This window comes from Niabella ginsenosidivorans (genome assembly GCF_001654455.1).
GTDB lineage: Bacteria > Bacteroidota > Bacteroidia > Chitinophagales > Chitinophagaceae > Niabella > Niabella ginsenosidivorans.
In genome coordinates this window covers 2,659,849-2,686,320 of record NZ_CP015772.1, presented here as the reverse complement: position 1 = coordinate 2,686,320, position 26,472 = coordinate 2,659,849, and the positions used below count along the sequence as shown (strand labels likewise).

Here is a 26,472-nt window from a genome sequence, read left to right as displayed (position 1 = left end):
CTGAATGTGGTTGATCGTTGACGCTGACTCCCATAGCAATCGGAACCGGAAACTTACGACTGATCACTGACAGCGAGGCCTGGCATCTAACGTCTAAAATCTGAATACCTCACGTCCCATGCCTTAAACCTGAAATTTCAATTCTATGTTCAGAAATTATATAAAAATAGCATGGCGGGGCATCATTCGCGGAAAGGGCTTCTCCGTTATCAATATTATGGGCCTCGCCTTAGGCCTGGCTTGCAGCTTGCTGATCATGCTTTGGGTAAATGATGAAAAAAATGTTGATGCCTTCCATAAAAACGGCAGTTTCTTATACCAGGTATATGAACGTAATTATTTTGATGGAAAGGTGGATGCCAGCTATAACACACAGGGCCTCCTGGCCCAGGAATTAAAAAAGACCGTTCCTGAAGTTCAGTATGAAAGCGGCTTTGAATTTGCAGCACCGCCGGGGAGCAGCAATACGTTTGAAGCCGGGAAAAAAATAACAAAGATGAGCGGCGCTTTTGCGGGCGAGGATTTTTTCAAAATGTTCAGCTACCCCTTATTGCAGGGCAATGCCGCAACTGCGCTAAATGAACCTAATACAATCGCCCTGTCAAAATACATGGCTGAATATTTTTTTGGAGATGCATCCGATGCTGTTAATAAAATAATCCGGTTTGACAATAAGGAAGATTTAAAAGTTTCAGCTGTATTTGATAATGTGCCCCACGGGTCGTCATTGCAGTTTGATTTTTTAAGAACATGGGCTGATTTTGTAAAGCAAAACAATTGGGTACATAACTGGAGCAACACAAGCCCGCAAACGTTTATACAATTAAGACCGGATGCTGATGCTGCCAAAGTGCAGGATAAGATCAAAAGCTTTCTTTATAATTACCAGCAAAAGAATAAGAGCTTTATTATGGAGCTGGCATTGCAGCCGTTCACTGAAAAATACCTTCACTCCAATTTTAAAGATGGCTACCTGGATGGGGGAAGAATAGAGTATGTGCACCTTTTCAGTATTATTGCCGTATTTGTTTTGCTGATCGCCTGCATCAATTTCATGAATCTGGCAACGGCGCGTTCTGCCAAACGTGCAAAAGAAGTAGGTATAAGAAAAGTTATCGGAGCCTTACGTTCAACTTTGATTGCCCGGTTTATGGGCGAGGTGATGCTGCTTGCTTTTTTTTCTATTATAATTGCCGTGCTGCTTACAGTGCTTGCCCTGCCTGCATTTAATGGGCTTACGGGCAAACAGTTGACCCTTCCGTTCGGCCAGCCCGCTTTCTGGCTAAGTATACTTGGTCTAATCATTGTTACAGGAGCTGTGGCAGGAAGCTATCCTGCGCTGTTCCTTTCATCGCTAAAACCGGTGCGCGTTTTAAAGGGAAGCTTAAAGTTTAGCTGGAGCGCTACTTTTTTCAGGAAAGCATTAGTGGTTTTTCAATTTGCGATGAGCGCGTTTCTGGTAATTGCTATGATGGTGGTGTATAAACAGCTCAACTATATTCAAACGAAAAATTTAGGATATGATCGGGGCAACCTTATCTATATTCCTATAGAAGGAGATCTTGTTAAAAATTTTGAGCTCTTTAAACAAAGGTCCCTGGCAGATCCGGCTATTGTGAATATTTCCAAAATGCGCAATTCACCAACAGGTATATCCCATCACTTTTTAGATATCAGCTGGCCTGGTAAGGACCCCAACTTAACAGTGCCGTTTGCCGATGCGGTTGTGGGGTACGATTTTGTAAAGACAATGAATCTTCAGCTGCTGTCGGGCCGCGATTTTTCAAAAGACTATGGAACGGATTCTGTTGGGTTCCTGTTAAATGAAACGGCCGTTAATAAGATTGGTTTTAAGGACCCTGTTGGTAAAACGATTAGCTGGGGTAGCCATGAAGGCCACATCATTGGGGTAATTAAAGATTTTCATTTCAGTTCTTTGCATGAGCGTATTGAGCCGCTGATTATCCGGCTGGATGAAAACTGGAGCTGGGGAACCATATTTGTACGTATTAAAGCAGGCAGAACAAATGAAGCCCTGACCTTCCTGCAACAGCTATGCAGGCAATTGAACCCGGCATTCCCGTTTACATATCAATTCTCCGATCTTGAATATGCGAAATTGTATAAAAGTGAAGCGGTGATCAGCAAGCTCGCTAACCTTTTTGCATTTCTTGCCATATTTATATCCTGCCTTGGCCTGTTTGGCCTGGCAACGTTTACGGCTGAACAGCGTACTAAAGAGATTGGTATACGTAAAGTACTGGGCGCCTCTTCATCAAGTATTATGAAATTACTGTCAGTAAATTTTTTAAAGCCGGTAGCACTTGCTTTCTTAATCGCCTTTCCCGTAGCGTGGTGGGCAATGAATAGCTGGCTGCAGGATTATGTATATAAAATTAACATGAACGGGTGGCTGTTTGCTATTGCAGGCGCATTAACTGCAGGCATAGCATTAATAACAGTAAGTTATCAAAGTATAAAAGCGGCATTGGTAAACCCGGTGGGAGCATTGCGGGCAGAGTGAGTAATGTGCAGATTCCGCAAGGCGGGATGAAGAATACGAAATACGAAATACGAAATACGAAATAAGAAATAAGGAATAAGAAATATGAAATGAAAAAGTGGAGAGATAGTAAATATAGAACGTAGAATATATAATTGAGAATATAAAATGATAATTGTTAATCCAATAATGAATGGGGAGGGCGTGTTACATACTGATAGTTAATAACTAAATATGATCAGTAATCAATGATGACAATGACGAATATCTGAAATCTCGAAACTCAAATCTCGAATCAATGATCAGTAATTATATAAAAACAGCGTGGAGAAACATTGTTAAGAATAAGACGTATTCAGTTATCAATGTCATAGGACTTGCGATCGGTCTTGCCTGTTTTTTATTGATTGCGCTCTATGTAGCCGATGAAACAGGGTATGACCGTTTTTATCCCAACGCAGATCGTATTTACCGGATCAATACGGATTTCCGCTTTGGCGATGAATACCGGAAAATGGCGCAGACCTCGGATATGATGGGGCCCTTGCTGAAAAAAGATTATCCCCAGGTGGAGGAATACACCAGGATCTATACCTCTGATGGCCCGGGTCTGATCAAAAAGGGAAATCAGTATATAAACGAAAAAAGTGTGGCCAGCGTGGACTCAACTTTCTTTAACATATTTCCCTTACCGGTTATAGCCGGGGGCACCAGACATGCATTGGATGAACCGAATACGGTGGTGGTTACAGCGGCTGCGGCAAACCGGTATTTTGGAAGTACAAATGTGCTGGGTAAAATCCTACAGGTAAAAAAGCAGGGATCGCTGGTGCCTTTTAAGATAACGGCAGTGATAAAGGACATCCCGGCAAACAGCCATTTCCACTTTGATCTTTTCTTTAGTATGAAGAACGTGGATTATAACTGGGGTGCCGTAACCAGCCACAATTTTTACACCTACCTGTTGCTAAAAGAAGGTACGGATTATAGGGTTTTTGAGAAAAACTTTACGGATTATACAAGAAAATACGCTATACCCTATGCAAGGAAGTTTATGAATATAAACAGTCTTGAAGAGTTTGAAAAGACAGGCAATAAGCTGGCCTATTCTCTGATACCCTTAACCGGTATTCATTTAAAGAGCAACCGGGAAAATGAAATAATGCCGGCCGGAAATATCCAGTATGTGTACATCTTCAGCGCAGTGGCCTTATTTATCCTGTTCATAGCCTGTATCAATTTTATGAATCTTACTACGGCGCGGTCTGCCAACCGTGCACGGGAAGTGGGTATAAGAAAGGTACTGGGCACCGAAAGAATACGACTGGTTATGCAGTTTTTATTTGAAACGGTGCTGATGGTATTCCTGGCGCTGATTCTGGCTGTTATAATTGACTATGCCGTGCTGGGCGTTTTTAATGACCTGTCAGCAAAGCAATTGCGCTTATCGGCGCTATTATCATCGCCATTTGCAGGCGCGCTATTGTTACTACCGGTAATTGTAGGGCTTTTGGCGGGCAGTTACCCGGCTTTCTTTTTATCAGGATTTAAGCCTATAGAAGTTTTAAAAGGCACCCTGAAACCGGGCACGAAAAGCGGCAGCCTGAGAAGCGTGCTGGTTGTTTTTCAGTTTGCCACTTCCATCCTGCTCATCATCGCAACGGTTGTCGTTTACCGGCAGCTGCATTATATACAAACAAAGAATATCGGGTATGCAAAAGATCATGTACTGGTGATCAATAATACCGGCACTCTGGGCAGTAATGCAGCGGCATTTAAAAATGAAGTGCTGAAATTATCCGGTGTAAGTAAAGGAACGTACAGCGGTTACCTGCCGGTCTCCAATTCGTTCCGGGGTGATAATACTTATTCCACGGAAGCGGTTATGACACCGCAAAACGGGTTTAGTATGCAAAACTGGAATGTTGACTATGATTATATTGCAACGCTTGGTATGCAGATTGTGGCGGGCAGAGACTTTTCAAAAGATTATGGCGCAGATTCCACCGCCATCATTATCAATGAAGCCGCGGCGAAATTCCTGGGCAGTGGAAATGTGATCGGTAAAAATGTTTTTGCATCGGATAATGAAGGCCGGATTACAAAGTATCATGTGATTGGTGTTGTAAAAAACTTTAATTATGAATCACTGCACAGCAATATCGGGCCATTGGGCCTGTTTCTGAATTACAATCCGTACACCGCTGCATTCAGAATCAACACTTCCGATATCCCGGGGCTGATTGCGCAGGTAAAAAATGCGTGGGAAAAGCTGGCACCGGGTATGCCTTTTAGTTATCATTTCCTGGATGAATCGTTTAACAATATGTACCGGACGGAGACCAGGACGGGTACAATAGCCATCCTGTTTTCATCGCTGTCAATATTTATTGCCTGCCTGGGTCTGTTTGGACTGGCAACATTTATCGCGGAGCAAAAAACGAGGGAGATTGGTATAAGAAAGGTGCTGGGAGCCAGTACATCGGGCATTGTACGGTTATTAAGCAAAGACTTCCTGAAACTGGTGCTTATTGCATTTATCATTGCAGCACCGCCTGGCGGTTATTTTATGAACAGATGGCTGCAGGACTTTGCTTACAGAACGGAACTGACCTGGTGGATATTTGCTGCTGCCGGTTTAGGCGCTTTAATGATCGCACTGGTTACGGTAAGCGCTCAGGCAGTAAAGGCCGCATTACGTAATCCTGCAAGAAGCTTACGAACGGAGTAAGAAGAGCGTTAAATATAAAATAGTAAATGTAAAAGTAGTGAGTAAGCAGTGGTCAGTAGTCTGTAATGAGTGTCTGAAATCTCTTTACGGGGCACTATCAGGACTGATAACTGAAATCTGAAATCTCAAATCTCAAATCTATAACTGTGTTTAAAAGTTATTTCAAAATAGCATGGCGGAATCTGGTGCGGAACAGGACCTATACAATAATTAATGTTATCGGGTTATCAATGGGGATCGCTTCGGCTATCCTTATCTTTTGTTTTGAGAGCTATCATCTGTCTTTTGATGGCTTTTACCGGGATAAGGACCGGATATACCGTATTGTTTCTAAAACAAGTTATGAAACAGATGATTATTCCCAGGGTATCCCTCAGCCCATTGGTAAGGCCATCAGTAATGATTATCCTTTTTTTGATGCGGTAGCCATGCGCATCAGCAGAAGCGATGAACTGGTCAGCGTAATAAAAAATAATGACCGGCAAAAGTTTGAAGAAGCGATCGCTTATGTGGCACCTGACTATTTTACTATTTTTAATCTGCCTTTTGTTAATGGAACTGTACCTTCAAAACTGAGCGAGCCCAATACTGCAATACTCACACAATCCATGGCCAGCAAACTTTTTGGTAATGATAATCCCATCGGGAAAACTTTTACTATTGCCAATAAATACACCTGTAATGTTGTAGGGCTTTTAAAAGACATCCCTGTAAATACTGATAATCAGCAGCAGATATATGTGTCGTATACTACGTTTAAAGCAGTAAATCCCTGGCTGGTAAGCGATAGCAGTTGGGGCGCTATATCAAGCAATGTGCAGTGTTTTGTAAAACTGAAAAAGAATGTAAAAGCGGCGGATGTAGAAAAAGCCTTTCCCGGGCTTATAGAAAAATATGCACCGGCCAATAAAGCATTTTTTACTTTTTATATGCAGCCGCTCTCCGAAATACATTTTGACACCAGGTACGATGGCGCTGTTCAAAAAAAATATTTGTGGGCATTGAGCATTGTAGGGGTCTTCCTGATCATTACCGCCTGTATTAATTTTATTAACCTGTCCACGGCGCAGTCACTCACCCGCTCTAAAGAAATCGGTGTCCGCAAAACATTAGGAAGCACCCGTTTCCAGGTGTTTCTACAATTTATGCGCGAAACGGCTCTGATTGTTTTGATAGCCGTTGTACTTTCGGTGCTTATTGCCTGGTTAGCTATTCCTGCGGTAAACCATTTATTTTCAATATCCATTAGCCGGGCATTCTTATACAGCCCGTCTTTTATTTTCTTCGGGCTGCTACTGTTTATCAGCGTTTCTGTTTTTGCCGGTTATTATCCAGGCTGGCTGCTTTCAAAGTTTCAGCCGGTAATAGCGTTAAAGGGAGGCATTGCGCAAAAGCAGGTGGGAAGCTTCTCTTTAAGAAAAAATCTTTTAATTGTGCAATTTGTCATTGTACAGGTAATGATTATTATTGCCATAATCATTACCCAGCAAATGCGGTATGCTGTCCGGTCGGATCTTGGGTTTCATAAAGAGGGAATTGTGCAGGTAACCATACCCAAGCCCTCACCTGAGAGCATTCAGGCACTGCGCAACCGGTTTGCTGCAATAAACGGTGTTAAAAATATAACTTTCTATGAATATCCGCCGATGAGTGATAATAGTAGCTGGAATACGGTTGCTTATGATAACAGGATCAAAGACGAAGTGTTCCAGCTGAGCTGCAAGCCGGCCGACAGTAGCTATCTTTCTATGTTTCACCTGCAATTGGTTGCAGGCCGTAATTTATACCCTTCTGATACCATTAACGGGTACCTGATCAATGAAACGGCAGTAAAAAAACTGGGAATAAAACATCCGGGCGATGTGATCGGCAAAATGCTGGATGTTCATGGAAAGGGTGTCATTATGGGGGTGGTAAAAGACTTTTATAATGAAAGCTTTCATACGACAATTGATCCGCTCTGTTTTTATAATAATACCGGTTCCTATCATACTGCCGGCATTCAGCTATCTTTAAAGAGCCTGAAATCGGCGCTTCCGGCCATTGAAAAAGTATGGAATGAATCTTTTCCTGATCATATCTTTTCGTATTCCTTTCTGGATAAAGACATAGCAAAATTATACGAAACTGAAACCACTTTATTACAGATAATAGAAGTATTTGCAATTGTTGCTATCATAATCGGGTGTATGGGATTATTTGGACTTGTGTCCTTTATAGCTGTACGTAAGGAGAAAGAAATAGGGATAAGGAAAGTGTTGGGTGCGGATCTGAGGGCTGTGCTCTGGCTTTTTGGAAAAGAATTTGTGCAGCTAATTGTGATCGCTTTTGTTTTAGCGGCGCCACTTGCGTGGTTGTTAATGCACCACTGGCTGCAGGACTTTGCCTATCATGTGAAGATCGGGGCCCCTGTATTTGCGTTTTGCCTGGGCATTACTGCAATAGTAGTAATGGTTACTATAGGATATACGTCTTTAAGAGCGGCAACAGCCAATCCGGTCAAAGCATTGCGTAGTGAATAGAGAAATAAGGAATAAGGAATAAGAAATATAAAATGTAGAATATTGAGTTTGGAATGTAAAATGGAGGAGCGGGCAAGAAGCAGGAACGGTGAGAAGGCGTTAATGACTGAAGAACCGATCCGGATGGCCATTGGAACTGATCGCTGAAAACTGAAAAACTCAAGTATGACAGAATGAAAAATAATAAATAAAGAATAAGTAATATGAAAAGACCTGAACAGGGTAGGTAAAAAGGAGCTTGTAATTAATGACTGAAAACTCAAATCTCAATACTCAAACCTGAAATCTGTAAATCATGTTTAATAGTTATATAAAGACTGCCTGGCGGAGTTTGTGGAAAAGCAAGGGTTTTTCGATCCTCAATATATCCGGTCTTGCTATTGGCCTTGCGAGCTGCCTGTTGTTATTGTTGTATGCATACTATCATCTTAGCTGGGATAAACGCTTCAGGAACCTTGAGCATCTTTACGTAATTGAAAGTAACCAGTTTGCGGACAATGAGATTTTTACCTATCAGGTCTCTCCGGGGCCAATGGCAAAAGCTATTGAAACCCAGGTGCCAGGTGTTGTGCATGCTATAAGAGTGACCAGTTATTTTGCTGATGGCATTACCCGTTATAAGGATAATATTTTTAGAACATCCGGCTTAAATGCTGATGGTGCTTTTTTTGAACTATTCAATTATCATTTTTTAAGGGGGAATGCAGAAACAGCACTTACAAACCCTAATAATATTGTTATTACAGAAGATCTGTCAAAGAAGCTTTTCGGTAAGGAGGATCCGATCAATAAAACCGTAATGAGGAATGATACCGTGCCGCTGGTGGTATCAGCTGTCATTGCAAATCCCCGCCCCAATGAATCTTTTCAGTTTGATTATGTACTACCCTGGCGTGTTTTGGAAAATGAGCATCCATGGACAAAAAATGCCGGATGGGGATCAAATTTTACAGATACCTATGTACAACTAAGATCGGAGAAGGATTTTAAAACCGCAGATGCTCTTATCAGGAAAATGGTAATGGCCAATCAGGACAACTACAAAGCGGAAGCCTTTTTGTTTCCATTGGCAAAAAATCATTTATACCGGGAGTTCAGTAACGGAAAAGCGACAGGTTCCGGGCAGATCGCCCAGATACGCTTGTTTATTTATTTGTCGGTAGCGATCTTATTGATCGCCTGTATCAACTTTATGAATCTTAGTACGGCGCGCTCTCAGAAGCGGGCGAAAGAAGTGGGGATATTAAAAACAATTGGTTCCGGTCGAAAATCACTTGTTTTCCGGTTTCTTGGTGAGTCTTTCCTGGTTACGGTATGCGGGCTTTTGGTTGCCCTGCTGCTGCTTTTGATTGCGTTGCCTTATTTTAACAGCTTATTGAAAATAGAGCTCAGACTGCCTTTATCCAGCTGGAAGTTCTGGACGGTAATTGCGTTTATTACGGTTACTACAAGCTTCATTGCAGGCTCTTATCCGGCCTTTTATCTATCTTCCTTCAGACCGGTAAAAGTATTAAAAGGGCTCATCACAAATGGCCGGTCAGTTGTCCCGATCCGGAAAATATCTGTTATACTTCAATTCTCAACGGCTGTGTTTTTAATGGTGGCAACCTTTAGTATTTATAAGCAGGTTGAATATATCCGGAACAGGCCTGTTGGTTATAATAAAAACAACCTTATTGAGATAAAGGCAGAAGGGACGCTTAAAGACAGGAAAGATGTTTTAATAAATGGGCTGCTGCACAATAATGTTATAACAGCTGGAACCGGAACCTCAATAAGTATTACGCAGGGTGGCAACAACGGGTGGGGATTCAGCTGGCCGGGTAAGCCGGAGAATCAGAAAGTGCTGATTGATTTTTTAGGTGTTGGATTTGATTTCAGAAAAACATTTGGTACCACCCTGATTACCGGCCGTGATTTTTCACGGGAATATCCTGCTGATACAGCAGGAGAAAATATACTGATCAGCGAAACGGCCATGAATGTAATGAAATTAAAGTCTCCTATAGGTACGCTTATAAAGGATGAAGATGGTAAACAATATACTATTGTGGGCGTCTTTAAGGACATCACAAAAGGCTCTCCTTATTATAAGATCAATCCTATGATCGTATTTTATCAAAAGACACCGGGATTTATAACTATGCGCCTGAATCCGCAGAAAAACATTACAGGAGCCGTTGATGCTGTTAATAGTGAATTAAAAAAACTAAACCCGGCTTTTCCTCCTGATATAGCATTTGTTGAAGACAATTTTGAAAGGAAATACCAAAATGAACATGTTTTGGGAGTTATAGCAAATATTTTCGGAGGGATTGCCATTTTCCTGTCCTGCCTGGGGTTACTGGGGCTTTCTGCTTTTGCAGCGGAACAGCGCACCAAAGAAATTGGCGTACGCAAAGTATTGGGAGCAGATGTGCTGGGGTTAACGGCGTTATTGTCGCGCGAGTTTTTGGTATTGGTGCTCATCTCTTTTGTGGTTGCAGCACCCGTTTCCTGGTGGTGCATGCATAACTGGCTGGAAAAATATGACCATCATACAGATCTGTCGGTTGGCATTTACCTGCTTGCCGGTACTACTGTTTTACTTATTGCCTTGTTAACGGTTGGTACACAGGGACTTAAAGCGGCAACAGCCAATCCGGTCAAGGCATTACGCAGTGAATAGAGGAATAAGGAATAAGAAATATAAAATGTAGAATATTGAATATAAAATGAGAAATAATAAAAGGAATGAGGAATGTGTTGGATGACGATTGTGCATAGTGAATAGCGGGCTGTTCTGATAACCGAAAACCGATTCCGATCCCGATAACTATCGGGACTGATAACTCAAGAATCAAATCTATGATCAAAAATTATTTTAAGGCTGCCTGGCGCAATATGCGGCACACACCAGGCATTTCGCTGGTTAACATTATGGGGTTAGGGCTGGGAATGGCCGTTGCTATGATCATTGCAATATGGCTCAAATCGGAATGGTCTTATAATAAAAGCATTCCCGGGTATAAAAACATTTCCCGGGTAATGCTAACGGGCACATTTAGTGGTGAGGTAAGCACAGATCCAACCTGTTCTGTTCCTATGGCCGCGGAGCTCAGAACAAAGTATGGCGCCGATTTTAAACGGGTGGTTCTTTCCACCCAGTCCGAAAGCCATATACTGGCGTACGGAGATAAGAAAATAACTTCTGCCGGCAGCTTTGTTCAGGAGGGATACGCTGAGCTGTTTTCATTACAGGCGATCAGCGGCTCTTTACAATCAGCAAACGATCCCTCTTTCATTTTTATCAGTGAATCGCTGGCCCGGACACTATTCGGAAGTACTGACATTATTGGCAAGCCCGTTAAAATAGATAACCGGGATTATCTGAGAGTTGCCGCTGTATATAAAGACCTGCCGGATAACTTTACTTATGCAAAAGATCTGAATTATATAGCGCCCTGGAGCTATTATGCCTCTTTGAACCCGGGTGTGGAAGACCGATGGAATGAATGCCGGTTCCTGATCTTTGTGCAATTACAGCAACAGGCCGATAATAATAACGTGTCACGCAAAATTTCGGGCTTGTTAAAACCACATCTTACCGATATTAACCCTGTAGTGCTGCTGCATCCTATGTCTGAATGGCACTTATATGAAACATTTAAAAACGGTAAAAACACGGGCGGCCGTATCCAGTATGTATGGATGTTTGCACTGATAGGAATTTTTGTACTGTTACTGGCCTGTATCAATTTTATGAACCTCAGCACGGCAAGGAGTGAGCGCCGGGCAAAAGAAATAGGAGTATTAAAAGTAATCGGCTCCGGAAAAACAGATTTGGTTATACGTTTTCTTACGGAAGCGGTGCTTACTGCTTTGCTGGCTTTTTTGCTGGCCATTTTACTGGTTTCGGTAAGCCTTCCATTATTGAGCAGACTTACCGACAACCGCCTGTTATTGCCATACAGGCATTTCCTGTTTTGGATAATATGCGTGGTATTTGTATTGCTGACAGGAATTTTCGCCGGCCTGTACCCGTCTTTCTATCTCTCTTCCTTTAAACCGGCCCGCGTTTTAAAGGGTGGTTTTAAAGCCGGCAGCAGATCCGGAATGTTGCGGAAAACCCTGGTGGTTACACAATTCTTTGCCTCCATATTTCTTATTATTGCCACGCTGATCGTGCTGCAGCAGCTGAACTACACCAAAAACCGGCCTGTTGGTTACAGCGGAAAGAATTTAATTATTATACCGGCAGATCACTTCAATGTGGAGCAGCGTTATGGCGCCTTAAAAGATGAGCTGTTAAAGTCCGGTGCTGCAAAAACGGTTGCCTTATCCTCCAGTCCTGTTAACAAGTTATCCCTGTCAAATGGTGGATATACCTGGGAGGGAATGCAATCCCGCGAAGGCGCCATCTTTGGCTCCGTAGCCGTGAATGAAGATTTTGCCCCGGCGGTACAATGGAAGTTTAAAGAGGGGCGTAATTTCAATAAAGATCTTTTAACCGATTCATCCGGTTTGATCATTAATGAAATGGCTGCGCGATATATGGGAATGCAGCACCCTGTGGGTAAAATAATTAGTTACCGGGGCGATCAATACCGCATAATCGGGGTGATCAAAGATGCAGTTATGGGATCACCCTTTGCTGCTGCGGTGCCTACTGCATTTTTTTTAGGCCGTTGGTTTCCGATGAACAGTATTACGATACGGCTATCATCCGGATTGCCGGTGAGAAAATCGCTTGACAGGATCAAAAAAGTAATGGAAAAATTTGATGCTGAGGTCCCGTTTGAATACTCTTTTGTAGATGAGCAATATGCACGGCATTTCCGGTCAGTTGAAACGATCGGTTTTTTGGCGGGCGTATTTACCTTGTTGGCTATTGTTATCTCCTGCCTGGGTTTGTATGCCCTGGCTGCTTTTATTGCTGAACAGCGGACAAAGGAAATAGGCATCCGTAAAGTGCTTGGAGCTTCTGTTGCCGGATTATGGAGGCTGCTTTCATTTGAATTTATTGTTTTAACAGGTATTGCTTTTTTAATTGCAGTACCGGCGGTATACTGGAGTATGAGCCAGTGGCTGGAAAATTATGCATACCGCACTCGGATTTCCTGGCAGGTATTTGTGACGGCCGGTGGCATTATATTGCCGGTTACGCTGTTAACGGTAAGCTTTCAGGCCATTAAGGCAGCAACGGTCAACCCTGTAAAAAGCCTGCGGGCGGAGTAAGCTTAAAATGAAAAATAAGAAATAAGAAACAGGAAACAATGAATGGAAGAGGGAGCGTGTTGGATTGGGAATAGGGAAAGTGAAAAGTAAGGTATGAATAGTATCAGCAAATAAGGACGGGGAAGAGGAGCGGAATTCTGGTTTATTTCAATGCCGGATGCTGCCCCGATAGCTATCGGTACGGGTAGCCGGAGATGGTTCACAGTTAATGATTCATAGCCTATAGCTGATTTACCGGGTTCCCGATTCTCAGCCCTGATAACTGACGACTGATAATTAAAAACTTCCCCGTACTGTAACATTTTTCTATGTAATGCGATTAGTTATAATATATAGCTGGGAAATGACAAAAGAATGCTGCCTGCTCTGTAAACGTTTAAACAATGATCATCCAAAAAAGAATACAAATGAAAAAAAATCTGTTACTGATTGTTCTGTTACTGGGTACTTTGCTATCAAATGCGCAAAGACGCTTTAACGAGGAACCTTATCTTATCAAACCCTTTAATATTGCTGCGGTAAGTAATGTAAATATGGAAACCTCCGGTGGATCCATTACAGTAGAGGGTGGCAGCGGCACAGGAAGCCTGGAAATGTATGTGCAGCCTTCCAACTCTGAGGTGAGGCACCGGATGTCGCAAAGCGATATAAAGGCCGTATTGGATCAGTATTATGATATTGATGTGCGGATAGATGGTACTACTTTGATAGCAAAGGCCAGAAGAAAGGACAAGCCCTGGACGAACAAAACTGCGCTTTCTATTTCTTTTGTGGTGCATTCCGGTTCCAGGGTTAGTTCTGATCTTTCAACAAGTGGCGGCAGTATTTCCCTGTCAAAGCTTTCAGGGAACCAGCTTTTTAAAACCAGTGGCGGCAGCCTTCATATAAATGGGGTAAATGGTAAGATCGCGGGCAAAACCTCCGGCGGAAGCATTGATCTTTCCAATGCCGGCAATGATATTGACCTGCAAACCAGCGGTGGGTCTATTCACGCAGACCATGTGTCAGGAACCATCCGGCTGCAAACCTCCGGCGGTTCGTTGTCATTGTCTGATTTAGAGGGCGACATCCGTGCGCATACCAGCGGTGGTTCTATTACCGCTACAAATATCAGTGGAACGCTGCTTACCGGAACTTCCGGCGGCAGTGTTACACTGAAAGGCATTAGCGGGAACCTGGAAGCAAGTACCAGTGGCGGGCGTATTTCTGCAACAATGAACCGTACAAAAGATTATGTGAAATTACATACATCCGCCGGAGGGGTAAATCTTCAGCTGCCCCGTACCAGGAATGCAAAACTGGATCTGAGCGGAAACCGGGTATCAGTAAATCCCCTGAATAATTTTAACGGCACTATTGATAAAAGCAAGATAAAAGGGATGATCGGCGATGGCCGGTTGGCCGTTGAAGTTACTGCTTCTTCCGGCAATGTGGAAGTATCTCTTTAAGCAATGCTGTTTGTTCTGTTTGTTTAAACAAAAAAACTGTACCGAAAGCGTACAGTTTTTTGTTTTAAAAACGGACACTTTGTCCGCCTTTTTATTTTCTAAAATAATGCAAATCAATATTTTACAATTGCGGCATGTTCGTTGGGGTATAGCTGAAGGGATAAAATTTAAAATAAGGAATAATAAATAAGGAATGTGTTGGAGGGCAATGGTGAAAAATGAATAGCGGCTATCCTGACAACAGATGACCGAAATCTCAAAACTCATCCCGATCCCGATAACTATCGGGACTTAATGCTCAGCTCTATGATCAAAAATTATTTTAAAACAGCGTGGCGGAATCTGGGAAAAAGCAGGGCCTTTGCAGTGATCAACGTCCTGGGACTTGCTATTGGTATGGCCGTAGCTATGATTATTGGTATATGGGTATGGAGCGAAGTATCCTATAATAAGGGGATCAGTAATCATAAGCAGATTGCTAAAGTGATGCAGAACAAAACCAACAAGGGAGTAATCAATACTATAGACAATACCCCTTACCCTTTAAGCGGGGCGTTACGCAGGGAGTATGGAAATTTGTTTAAGCAGGTAGTACTGGCCGAAGTAAATGAGACCCGTTCTTTGCGTTCCGGAGATAAAAAGCTGGTACTGGGTGGCGGTTTTTTTGAGGAAGGCATTGGCCCCTTGCTGGGGCTGCATATGCTGCAAGGCACTTATGAAGGTATGGCTGAGCCCAATAATATTATGCTGTCTGAGGCAACCGCGCGTTCATTGTTTGGGAACGAAAGCGTAATCGGAAAAACAATCGTATTCGCAGATAGCCTGCCGTTAAAAATTACAGGAATTTATAAAGATCTTCCATTAAACTCAGATTTTAATAACCTGAAATTTATTGCACCCTGGACGCTGTATTTCAATCATGCCGACTGGATACGCCTGGCGCCGGATCCATGGAGACCTAATTCTTTTCTGACCTTAGTGGAATTGAAAGACCCTGCCCGGTTGGACCAGGCATCTGCTTTAATAAAAGATGTCCGTTTACGGCATATCAATGAGCGCCTGGCAAAGCAAAACCCCCAGCTGTTTTTGTACCCTATGGATCAATGGTATTTGTATGACAGCTTTAAAAACGGTGTTAATAACGGGGGGCGTATCCGGTATGTCTGGTTGTTTGGCATTATTGGCATATTCGTACTCTTACTGGCCTGTATTAATTTTATGAACCTCAGCACGGCACGCAGCATTAAACGGGCAAAGGAGGTGGGCATACGCAAAACAGTTGGGTCCTTAAGAAATCAGTTAATAATCCAGTTCTTTTGCGAGTCACTTTTATATGCGGTTCTTGCATTTGCACTAAGCCTTGCCCTGGTAGCGCTTTCCCTGCCTTTGTTTACTGCCATAACGGGCAGGGAGATGCCGGCAGTTTGGAACGATCCGCTCTTCTGGATACTTGGTTCGATATTTTGTTTGTTCACAGGGCTGCTCGCGGGCATTTACCCCGCACTTTATTTATCATCCTTTCGCCCGGTGAACGTTTTAAAGGGCTCCTTTCAGGCAGGTAAAAAGGCTGGTTTGCAAAGGCAGGTGCTGGTAGTATTGCAATTCACTATTTCCATTGTTCTTATTATTGGTACTTTAATGGTATTCCGGCAGATCCGGTTTGCCAAAAACCGCCCTGTAGGATATGATAAAAATGGTATTATAGCTGTAGATGCCGGAAGCCCGGCTATCGAAAGCCATTTTGCGGCTTTGCGGCAAAAGCTTTTAAACAGTGGCATTTTTGAGTCTGTTGCATTAGGTAGCAGCCTGCCTACGCAGGTGAACAATACGACCACAGGTATTGACTGGCCTGGAAAAGAACCCGGTGTAGCCGGAGAATTTGGCGCACAGAATGTAACAGTGGATTACGGAAAAACAATCGGATGGGAAGTAACACAGGGAAGGGATTTTTCAAAAGATTTTCCTTCTGATTCTTCAGCGGTTATATTAAATGAAGCCGCTGTTCATTTCATGGGCCTGAAAAATCCCGTGGGTATAGTGTTGACCTGGGAAGAGAAACCGGCCACTGTTATCGGGGTAATTAAAAATATGATCATGGAGTCTCCTTATGCAGATGCACGCCCGGCTGTATTCAGCCTGGAAAATAACAATATCAGTTTTATCATAGCACGTATTCACCCCCGTGCCAATGCCTCAGATGCCGTAAAACAACTGGAAGCAACTTATAAATCGTTTGTGCCTGACCAGGATTTTCACTTTCAGTTTATAGATGAAGATTTTAACCGGAAATTTGGCGATGAAGAACGGGTCGGGAAACTGGGAGGGATTTTTGCGTTGCTGGCTGTTTTTATCAGTTGCCTGGGATTATTTGGTATGGCCTCGTTTATGGCAGAGCAAAGAGTAAAAGAAATAGGCGTAAGAAAAGTACTGGGCGCTTCCGTATTCAGTCTTTGGAAATTATTGTCAAAAGACTTTTTCAGCCTGGTATTGGTTTCGATTGTAATTGCCGTTCCCGTTGGCTGGTATTGCATGCATATGTGGCTTCAGGGATATAGTTACCGTGCTCCAATTCCCTGGTGGATCTTTGCGGTATCTGCTTTTAGCGCAGCGTTCATCACACTGGTTACAATAAGCGTTCAGTCAATAAAAGCGGCACTGGCCAACCCGGTAAAGGCGCTGCGGAGTGAATAAGAATGCAGAATGTAGAATAATAAATAATGAATATAAAAGTGGAGAGAGAACAGTAATCAGATTAAAGGCTGAAAACAATAAATGGCTGACAACCTTCCATTACCAGGTATTACTTGAATTTAGCCTGTTTCTGATTGCAGCGCTCCTGGTTTTAGTGGTCTCGTTAATTGCAATAAGTTTTCAATCAATAAAGGTCGCTATGGCCAACCCGGTAAAGGTGCTGCGGAGTGAGTAAAGATGCAGGATGTAGAACATAAAATGAAAAATAATAAATAAGGGATGAGGAATGGGTTGAAGGGCATTGGTGAATAGTGAATAGTAAGTAGGGAGTAGTAAATAGCAAGTAGGGTAGAAGGTAATTAAAAATTGAGAACAAAAAGCTGATAACTGATCCCGATCCCATCCCGATCGCTATCGGGGTTCATGTCTGAAATCTCAAATCTATGATTAGAAATTATTTTAAAACAGCGTGGCGGAACTTAACAAGAAATAAGCTTTACTCGGTGATCAATATTGCCGGGTTGGCGTTTGCGTTGGCTGCTTTCTGGTTAATCGCCCTTTTTGTAGCAGATGAACTGAGCTACGATCGCTATCATGAAAAATCAGATCGCATTTTCCGGTTGGTATCACATGGCAAATGGGAGGGGGGCAATTTTGATATTACAGGCACTTCCGGTCCAACGGCAGCGGCGCTTAAGAAGGATTATCCTGAAGTGGAACAAACAGTGCGGCTGGACGCAGAAGGAGGTGGTCTGATCTCTTATGGAGAAAAACGGCTAAAAGTGGATGATATTTTTTTTGCGGACAGCAGTTTTTTCTCCGTTTTCAGCTTTCGGTTCCTGGCCGGAAATGCCGTTACATCCCTTTTAAAACCACAGTCAATTGTGCTCACAAAGGAACTGGCCATCAATCTTTTTGGAAGTGTAAGCGCTGCGTTGAACAAAACGGTTTATTTCCAAAATAGCATCCCCAATGTCGTTAGAGGAGTTATTGATAATGTACCCGGAAATTCTCATTTTACTTTCAGGGCTATCCGTTCATTTCCGGCTGGTTTCAGAGCAGACTGGTCAAATTTTTATCTCTACACTTATGTAGTATTAAAAAGCAAAGAGGATGGTATTGCATTGCAGCAAAAACTGCCCGCTTTTGTAAAAAAATATCTTTATAGCAAGGGGCTTGATATAAAATACAGCCTGGAATTACAGCCGCTGACATCTATTCATCTTCATTCAAATGTCAGCTATGAATTGGGCGTAAACAGGAATATGAAGTTTATTTACATCTTCTCTGTAATAGGCTTCCTGATCCTGGCAATTGCCCTTATTAACTATATTAATCTCACCACTGCGAGGGCCGCTGTCCGGCTGCGGGAGGTGGCCATCCGCAAGGTTATTGGCTCCGGGCGTAAAGACCTTATTTATCTCTTCCTTGCAGAAACGGTTCTTTTTACTATTGGCGCCGCTTTGCTGAGCCTTATACTGGCGGCTGTTTTTATGCCTGTGTTTAACCAGTTAACCGGCAAAAATATACAGATACTGTATTATTTCAGGTCACTTCAGCTAATAACTATTTTGTTATTTTCATTAACGCTTGGTATCATCGGGGGGCTTTACCCGGCGCTTTTTCTCTCCGGGTTTAAAACCGTTCCTGCATTAAAAAATCAGATGGGAAAGCAGTCTGTCCAGCAATTGTTCCGTAAATGCCTGGTGGTGTTCCAGTTTACGATAACGGTTATTATGATTGCAGCCACACTGGTCATTTATTGCCAGCTTCATTTTATGGAAAAGAAGGATCTGGGTTTTGATAAGAATCAGGTGCTGACCTTTCATCTGGATAATGAGCAGGCCCGTATGCGAAGCAGTGAGTTGCGGAACGCGTTATTAACAAATTCGGCGGTAGAAGCAGTGGCTTTTGCCGGCAACCCCATCGGTAATAATAATATTGGAATGGGCGCTTTTAACGTAGAACGGCCTGACGGCGCTATTGATCAGAATATAACGCTGGCTTACGGGTTACTTATAGATGCGCACTATATTCCGGCAATGCGTATCCACATGCAACAGGGGCGTAATTTTAATGAATCACTTTTAACTGATAGCAGTGCCGTGCTGATCAATGATGCCTTTGCAAAAAAAATGGGCTGGGCAAATGCTATTGGGAAAAAGATACAAACAGGCCAGGATACAATGGGGAAGGCGCTGATCAAAACGGTGATCGGGGTTACCAATGACTTTCATATCTATTCGCTGCAACATAAGATTGAGCCCATGGTCATGCAGTTGCCCTCAACTCCAATGGATAAGGATAACGTATATGTACGTGTAGGCCCTCAAAATATTGGCCAAACAGTGCGGTTTATAGAAAATATTTTTAAGAAGTTTGATCCGGCAGCGCCAATGGAGTATCAATTTCTGGATAAGAATTTTAAGAAGCAATACGAATCAGAAGAAAAGCAGGGACAGGTGTTGTTGGTATTTACCCTGCTTACGATTGGTATTGCCTGTTTAGGGTTGTTCGGGTTGATTACGTTTACAACCGGGCAGCGGGTAAAAGAGATCGGTATCCGCAAGGTGCTGGGCGCCTCAACTATTGGCCTGGTGCGGTTATTGTCCACAGATCTGTTAAAGCTAATTCTTTTCTCTTTGCTGATGGCCATTCCTGTTGCGTGGTATGTGATGCGTATATGGCTGCAGGATTTTGCCTACCGTATCCACATCAGTTGGTGGATGTTTGCTGTTTCAGGTACCCTGGCGCTTATTATAGCCGGTTTTACCTTAAGCTTTCAGGCTGTTAAGGCGGCTATGGCTAAACCGGTTAAAGCGTTAAAAAATGAATGAGACGGGAATAATTAATAAGAAATGTAAAATATAAAATGTTGAATATGGAATGTAAAAATGAGGTGAATAGTCAATGGTCAATGGCATGTAGGAAGTAGCGGGTAGGGGTGTAAATATTAAATAAGTCATGATAAATAAGAAATAAGGATGTGAAATATGTTGAAGGGAAATAGTGAAAATAGCGGGTGCCCTGGAAACTGACAACTGATAACTGAAATCTCAAATCTCAATTCTCAAATCTATGATCAAAAATTATTTAAAAATTGCTTTTCGGAATTTAAAAAAGTATAAATTATATACAGCCATTAATGTGCTTGGCCTTTCGGTGGGGATTGCATCCTGCCTGCTGATCGGTATGTATGTATGGACAGAATGCTCTTATGATGTATTTAATAGTAAGGCAGACCGTATTGTGCGGGTAACGATGGATTACAGCACAGGTGGCTCCGGATGGAAAGGAGCATTGACCGGAACAAAGGTGGGACCCCAGTTTAAAAGAACGTTCCCCCAGGTGGAGGACTATGTACGGTTAATGAAATCGGCTGCATCAATAGCTGCCGGTGCTACTGCTTTTGACGAAAAAAAGATATTGTATGCAGATAAAAGTTTTTTCCGGATATTTTCATTTCCGCTGCTCACAGGGAACCCGGAAACGGTTTTAAATGGTCCCCAAAAGATCGTATTGTCCCGGACCATGGCTAAGCGCTATTTTGGCAATGAAAATCCTGTTGGAAAACGCCTCCGGTTTAATGGCGGGGAAAATGAATATGAGGTTACCGGCATAGCAGGCGATGCACCGCTGAACTCGCAGATCCAGTATGATTGTATTGTTTCTTTTTCAAGCCTGGCCGCATCAAAAACCGAATACTGGAATACGGCCAACTATGTTACCTATCTGTTAATGAAAGACGCTGACCAGTTCAACAGCCTTTCAGCAGGAATTACGGCTTATATGAAAAAAGTAAACAGAGATGAAATGGCTATTGTACCCGGGAGCACTGACTACTGGACCTACCACCTTGAGCCGTTAAAAAGAGTGCACCTTTATTCGACAGTCGATGCGGGGCTGGAGCCGCGAGGCAATATTACTTATGTATACATCCTGGGGGGTATTGCATTACTGATCCTTTTGATTGCCTGTGTCAATTATACCAATCTGGCTACTGCACAATCTTCTTCACGCAGCATAGAAATAGGCGTGCGAAAAGTACTGGGCGCTGAAAAAAAACAACTGATCGGCCAGTTTATTGGAGAGTCCTTTTTAATGGCCTTTATTTCACTTTTACTGGCGTTGGGCATATGTATGCTGCTATTACCGGTATTTAATGCTATTACCGGGAAAGACTATGCTGTTTCCGGCTTTTTTCACCTGCCGGTATTGCTGGCGGCCCTGTTGCTTACGGTCATTATCGCACTCGTTTCAGCCATCTACCCGGCAATTTTACTTACCCGCTCCAGGCTTACCTCCATATTAAAGAATGGAGCAACCGTTGCACAATCGGGAGGAGGCTTGCGCAAAGCATTGATCATTGTACAATTTGTGGTGGCTGTATTTCTTATTGCGGTTACAATGATCATCAGCAGCCAGGTAAAGTATATACAGCATACAGATCTGGGTTATGACAGGGAACAGGTTGTAGTGCTCCCGGTTGATTACAAAATGTCGGCTGTATATGAACAACTGAAAGATGCATTCCGTACCAACCCGGATGTGGTAAGCGTTACGGGGGCCTACGAGGCACCTGCATCAATCGGCTGGGGGGATGCTATTACTGCTGATGACGGATCCGGCCCCAAAGAGCTTTCGGTAAGTGCCACACCTGTGGATCTTGATTATTTAAAAACAATGGGGATACAACTAGCTGCAGGAAGGGATTTTCAGCGATCCGATTTTGCTTTGCAAGATACTTCAAATGAGTATAAAAATTACCAGTCAACCTATATCCTTAATGAAAAGGCGGTGCGGGATCTGGGCTGGACGCCTCAGGATGCCATCGGCAGGAAGATCACCCGGGGCGAGCCCGGCACCGTGGTTGGTGTGGTGAAAGATTTTCATTTTGAATCCCTGCATGATCGTATCGGACCGTTGGTGATCTTTCTGGATACAACAATGGTAAGGGAACTGTTTGTCAAGATCCGGTCCAAAAATATGGCCGGCACCATTACTGCCCTAAGCACTATATGGAAGTCAAGGGTACCGTACCGCTCCTTTGATTATCGGTTCCTGGATGACGATTTTAATGATCTGTATGTAACGGAACAGCGAACGGCCACGCTTTTTACCACGTTTGCTGGTATTGCTATTGTATTGAGCTGCCTTGGCCTGTTTGCGCTTGCGGCATTTGTAACCGTACAGCGCACCAAAGAAATCGGTATCCGAAAAGTGCTGGGTGCAAATGAAGGCAATATTCTCCTGTTAATAACCAGGCGGTTTTTGTTATTGGTGATAGTCGCCATTCTTATAGCAACACCATTGGCCTGGTTGGTGGGCAACAGCTGGCTGGCAGGGTTTGCTTATCGTACACAACTGCATGCATGGCTGTTTGTTGTGGCAGGCCTGGTGGCTTTGTTGGTGGCTTTCTGCGCTGTAAGTTATCATGCACTGCGTGCTGCGCTGGCGAACCCTGTCGAAGCGTTGCGAACGGAGTGAGCGGGAAATGTAAAATATGAAATAAGGAATAACTAATAATAAATGTGAAAAGGGAAAGGATAAATGTAAAATACAGAATGTTGAATTTGAAATGTAAAATGGGGTGAATAGTAAATAGCGAGAAGTGAATGGTCAATGGTAGGTAGGCCGTAGCAAGTAGGAGGAATATTAAATAAGGAATGTGAAAACGTAAATGGTGAATAGCGGGTTGTCCTGGTAACTGATAGCTGATCCTGATCCCGATAGCTATCTGAAAACTAAAAACTGAGCACTGAGCACTGATTACTCATATCTGAAATCTCCTGTCTCAATTTTGAAAACAAATAGCAACTTAAACAAAATGAAATATTATTTATACATAATTGCTTTTCTGTGCTTCACAACCCTGTCGCAGGTACAATCTTCCGCGGATACGGCTTATTACGGCAATAACCCCGCAGCCGGCCACTATTTGGATGTAGGGGACGCTAAATTGTATTACGAAATTTACGGCAGCGGGCAACCCATTGTATTGCTGCATGGTGGTGTATATGGATATATTGACGAGTTTGAACCTTTTATAAATAAACTGAAAGACACGTATAGGGTCATATGCATTGCAACGCGGGGCCATGGAAAGTCTGCAATAGGACATCAGCCGTTTACATATCGGCAGCGTGCGGAAGATGCTTTTAAAGTGATCAGGAGCATTACTAAAGACAGCGTAACAGTACTGGGCTTTAGTGATGGCGGTTATAGCGCTGCCAAACTCGCCTCCCTGCACCCGGAGCTGGTAAAAAAACTGATCATTATTGGTGCAGGCGACCGGCCGGCTGGTAACAACCGTAAAAAATTTAATTATAATGAAAAAGAGCTGATGCAGCAGGCGCCGCAGTTATTTAAAAACCGCCTGGCCCTGATGCCGGAGCCTAAACGCTGGCCCGAATGTTTGTCGATGCTGAATGATTTGTATAATGATAGCATCATCAGCACAGAGACCTATTCAAAAATAAAATGCCCGGTACTGGTAATGGGAGGCGACAGGGATGAGTACATCAAAGTACAGGCACTGGCAACAGCCGCCACATCCATTGCTAATGCGCAGCTATCCGTTATACCCGGCTGCGGTCATGTAGTTTTCTATTGCAACTTTCCAGCTGTATGGGCTTCTTTAGAGCCCTTTCTTAAAAAATAGGATAGGTTTAAATTTTGTTGCTCCTGCAGCATTGTATCAAAACCGGACAGTTTTTGTGTTAAAACCGGACACGTATTTATAGAAATTTAATTCAAAAAATTGATTATTAAGTTTTTAGTTAAGTGGCACCTTAGTTGGAGCACCAAACAGATATAAGGGAAGATATCAATCAGAATACACTACTTTAATAAACGAAAGGCTAAAATATGATAAGAACCTTTTTTGCAACATTAGGGCGTCAGTTATGGAGGAACCGGTTGTTTACCTTGCTGAACATTTGCGGACTAAGCATTTGCATTTGTGTGGCCTGGATCATTTTCAGGATGGTGATTTATGAGAACAGCTTTGATAAAAAGGTTCCGGATGCGCAAAATATCTATCAGCTTATAATCAGGAATAAAAGAGAAGATGGCAATACCGGCGGGTTCGCCGCGGTATCAAAACCGGTACTGAATACTTTACTCAATGATGTTTCCGGTGCAGGCCTTGTCGTTCCGATGTTTTATAAACAATATAACTCCGTTACTATACCTGGTAATAACGGAACCAGGAAAATAGAGGAGAAAGAGGACATCACCCAGGTAACTACCCTGCCGGCTTATTTTGATATGCTTAATTACAAATGGCTGGCCGGTAATAAAACAACAGCCTTCAATCACCCGGATAATGTGGTACTGACGGAAGACAAGGCAAAGAAATATTTTCCCAACCTGTCGCCGGCGGCAATGGTCGGCAAATCCCTTGTATATAATGATACCTTATGGCGAACGGTATCGGGTGTGGTGGCCGATCTTCCGTATCCCAACAGCTTTTCCGGGGATAACACGGAGTTTATGCCTGTCAGCAGGGAGGATCTGACGGATCAGGACTGGGAGTCGTTAAACTCAAGTAACCTGCTGTTTATAAAGCCTGCTAAGCAGGTTGATGCCAAAAATATTTTAGCACAGCTGAACAAAATTAATTTTCAGCATAATAAAGAGAGCTTTGAAAAATACAAATACAAAAACTGGTACGAAGCATTGCCTTTAAAAGAAAAACATTTTGCGGCGCAGTTTGGCTCGCAGACAAGAACAGCTGATAAAAAAGTATTATCCGACCTGATGATCGTTGGCGGTTTTTTATTGCTCCTTGCCTGTATCAATTATATTAATCTAAGTACGGCGTTATTGCCAAAACGTGCAAAAGAGATTGGTATCCGGAAGACACTGGGCAGTTCTGCCAAAAACCTGATGGTACGGTTCATCGCCGAAACGTTTATAGTAACAACGTTTGCAGCACTGCTCTCGTTTGTGCTGACTTTTTTTGCTGTAAAAATTTTTGCGGACTTCCTGCCTGACGGGATTTTTGATTATATGAACTATCCGGCGATGGCCGGTTTTATGCTGCTGCTGATATTGTTGATTTCGCTGTTGTCGGGCCTGTACCCTGCATGGATTTCCTCAAGGGTAGATACGGTGGAAGTACTTAAAGGCAAAACAGAAAAGGTGATCGGGCGTAATAAGATCACCTTTCGTAAAAGCCTGATCGTATTCCAGTTCCTGATCGCACAGGTATTTATCATCGGGGCCATTATCATTGGTCAGCAGCTTCAATATATGCTGCACAAAGATCCCGGATTTAATAAGGAGGCAGTCATTACCTTTTCCATTCCATACCGGCTTGCTAATAAAAAGGAATATAAGGATAAACAGTTTGTATTGAAAAACGAATTGCTTAAAAACACGGAGATCAAAAACGTATCACTGGGCGACCGACCCATGGAACAAATGTATGTAGGGAATATATACACTTACTTTAACGGAAAAGAAGAGGTGAACGTTCAGTTGCAAATGAAAGATGTAGACACGGCTTTCCTGCATTTTTACGGCATCACATTACTGGCGGGCAATAATTTTAAACAAACGGATACCACCACCGCTTTGGTCATTAATGAAAAGGCGGTGCACGCTTTCGGGTTTGGTTCGCCTCGGGAGGCAATAGGAAAACAATTGCTGGTTCCGGGCAACGGCAGGAGCTATCCGATTGTTGGAGTGGTAAAGGATTTTAATCAGTCCGGTATGCGATCCGATATTTCACCAGGCGTGTTCGTTTCAGATAAGGAGCGGCTGCGTACCTTTAATATAAAATTACCAGATCAGCCGCAGCACTGGGAAAAAGCGATCCGTTCGGTTGAAAAAGAATGGAAAAGGATCTATCCTGAAGCGCCGTTTACCTATACATTTTATGATGAGACCATCGGCGCATTTTATAAATCTGAAATGCGGACACAGACACTGGTACGGGCAGCAACCGCCATGGCCATTTTGATCAGCTGCCTGGGACTTTTTGGATTAGCCACCCTTACTGCTTTTCAGCGTACCAAAGAGATCGGTATCCGTAAAGTGCTCGGCGCTTCTATTTTGGGGATCATGCGGCTGTTATCGAAGGATTTCCTGGTATTGGTTCTTATTTCATTAATGATAGCCGCTCCGGTAGGGTGGTGGCTCATGTCAAAATGGTTGCAGGATTTTGTTTTCCGGATTGATATTAAATGGTGGATGTTCTTATTTGCGGGAGTAATGGCGGTTATCATTGCAGCGGTTACGGTAAGCTATCAGACCATCAGAGCTGCAAGGGCCAATCCTGTCGAAGCTTTGCGAACGGAGTGAGCAATGCGTAGATCCCGCAAGGCTGGATGAAGCGTTACGAATGGGGGAGGA

At 43.1% G+C, this 26,472-nt stretch carries 11 protein-coding genes; all 11 read left to right on the top strand.

The features are described from left to right. Nucleotides 1-145: 145 nt before the first annotated feature. The 11 genes from A8C56_RS11185 to A8C56_RS11125 all read left to right on the top strand — a co-directional run bounded on the left by A8C56_RS11185 (nucleotide 146) and on the right by A8C56_RS11125 (nucleotide 26,421). The gene (locus tag A8C56_RS11185) at nucleotides 146-2,524 is read left to right on the top strand and encodes an ABC transporter permease (protein WP_067755838.1); all 2,379 of its coding nucleotides are present in this window, start codon (nucleotides 146-148) and stop codon (nucleotides 2,522-2,524) included. Nucleotides 2,525-2,801: 277 nt separating this feature from the next. Then, nucleotides 2,802-5,234, top strand: a complete 2,433-nt coding sequence (locus tag A8C56_RS11180; RefSeq protein ID WP_067755835.1) for an ABC transporter permease — start codon at nucleotides 2,802-2,804, stop codon at nucleotides 5,232-5,234. A 146-nt stretch (nucleotides 5,235-5,380) separates the two neighbouring features. Beyond that, on the top strand, nucleotides 5,381-7,756 hold the full coding sequence (locus tag A8C56_RS11175; protein WP_067755832.1) for an ABC transporter permease: 2,376 nt from the start codon (nucleotides 5,381-5,383) through the stop codon (nucleotides 7,754-7,756). Between the two features lie 295 nt (nucleotides 7,757-8,051). Continuing rightward, nucleotides 8,052-10,424, top strand: a complete 2,373-nt coding sequence (locus A8C56_RS11170; RefSeq protein WP_067755830.1) for an ABC transporter permease — start codon at nucleotides 8,052-8,054, stop codon at nucleotides 10,422-10,424. A gap of 179 nt (nucleotides 10,425-10,603) precedes the next feature. Beyond that, nucleotides 10,604-12,973 carry an ABC transporter permease gene (locus A8C56_RS11165; RefSeq protein WP_067755827.1) on the top strand — a complete coding sequence of 790 codons (2,370 nt, stop codon included), beginning with the start codon at nucleotides 10,604-10,606 and terminating at the stop codon, nucleotides 12,971-12,973. 407 nt (nucleotides 12,974-13,380) lie between these two features. Further along, on the top strand, nucleotides 13,381-14,421 hold the full coding sequence (locus A8C56_RS11160; RefSeq protein WP_067761910.1) for a DUF4097 family beta strand repeat-containing protein: 1,041 nt from the start codon (nucleotides 13,381-13,383) through the stop codon (nucleotides 14,419-14,421). A gap of 306 nt (nucleotides 14,422-14,727) precedes the next feature. Further along, entirely contained in the window at nucleotides 14,728-17,112 is a 2,385-nt protein-coding gene (locus tag A8C56_RS11150; protein ID WP_067755818.1) for an ABC transporter permease, read from the top strand. A 443-nt stretch (nucleotides 17,113-17,555) separates the two neighbouring features. Beyond that, on the top strand, nucleotides 17,556-19,949 hold the full coding sequence (locus A8C56_RS11140; RefSeq protein WP_067755811.1) for an ABC transporter permease: 2,394 nt from the start codon (nucleotides 17,556-17,558) through the stop codon (nucleotides 19,947-19,949). A gap of 241 nt (nucleotides 19,950-20,190) precedes the next feature. Next, nucleotides 20,191-22,599 (top strand): ABC transporter permease, encoded by a 2,409-nt coding sequence (locus A8C56_RS11135; protein WP_067755808.1) that lies wholly within the window; start codon nucleotides 20,191-20,193, stop codon nucleotides 22,597-22,599. Between the two features lie 340 nt (nucleotides 22,600-22,939). After that, complete coding sequence (locus A8C56_RS11130) at nucleotides 22,940-23,773, top strand: alpha/beta fold hydrolase (RefSeq protein ID WP_067755805.1); 834 nt, start codon at nucleotides 22,940-22,942, stop codon at nucleotides 23,771-23,773. A gap of 206 nt (nucleotides 23,774-23,979) precedes the next feature. Beyond that, entirely contained in the window at nucleotides 23,980-26,421 is a 2,442-nt protein-coding gene (locus A8C56_RS11125; RefSeq protein ID WP_067755802.1) for an FtsX-like permease family protein, read from the top strand. Nucleotides 26,422-26,472: the final 51 nt, after the last annotated feature.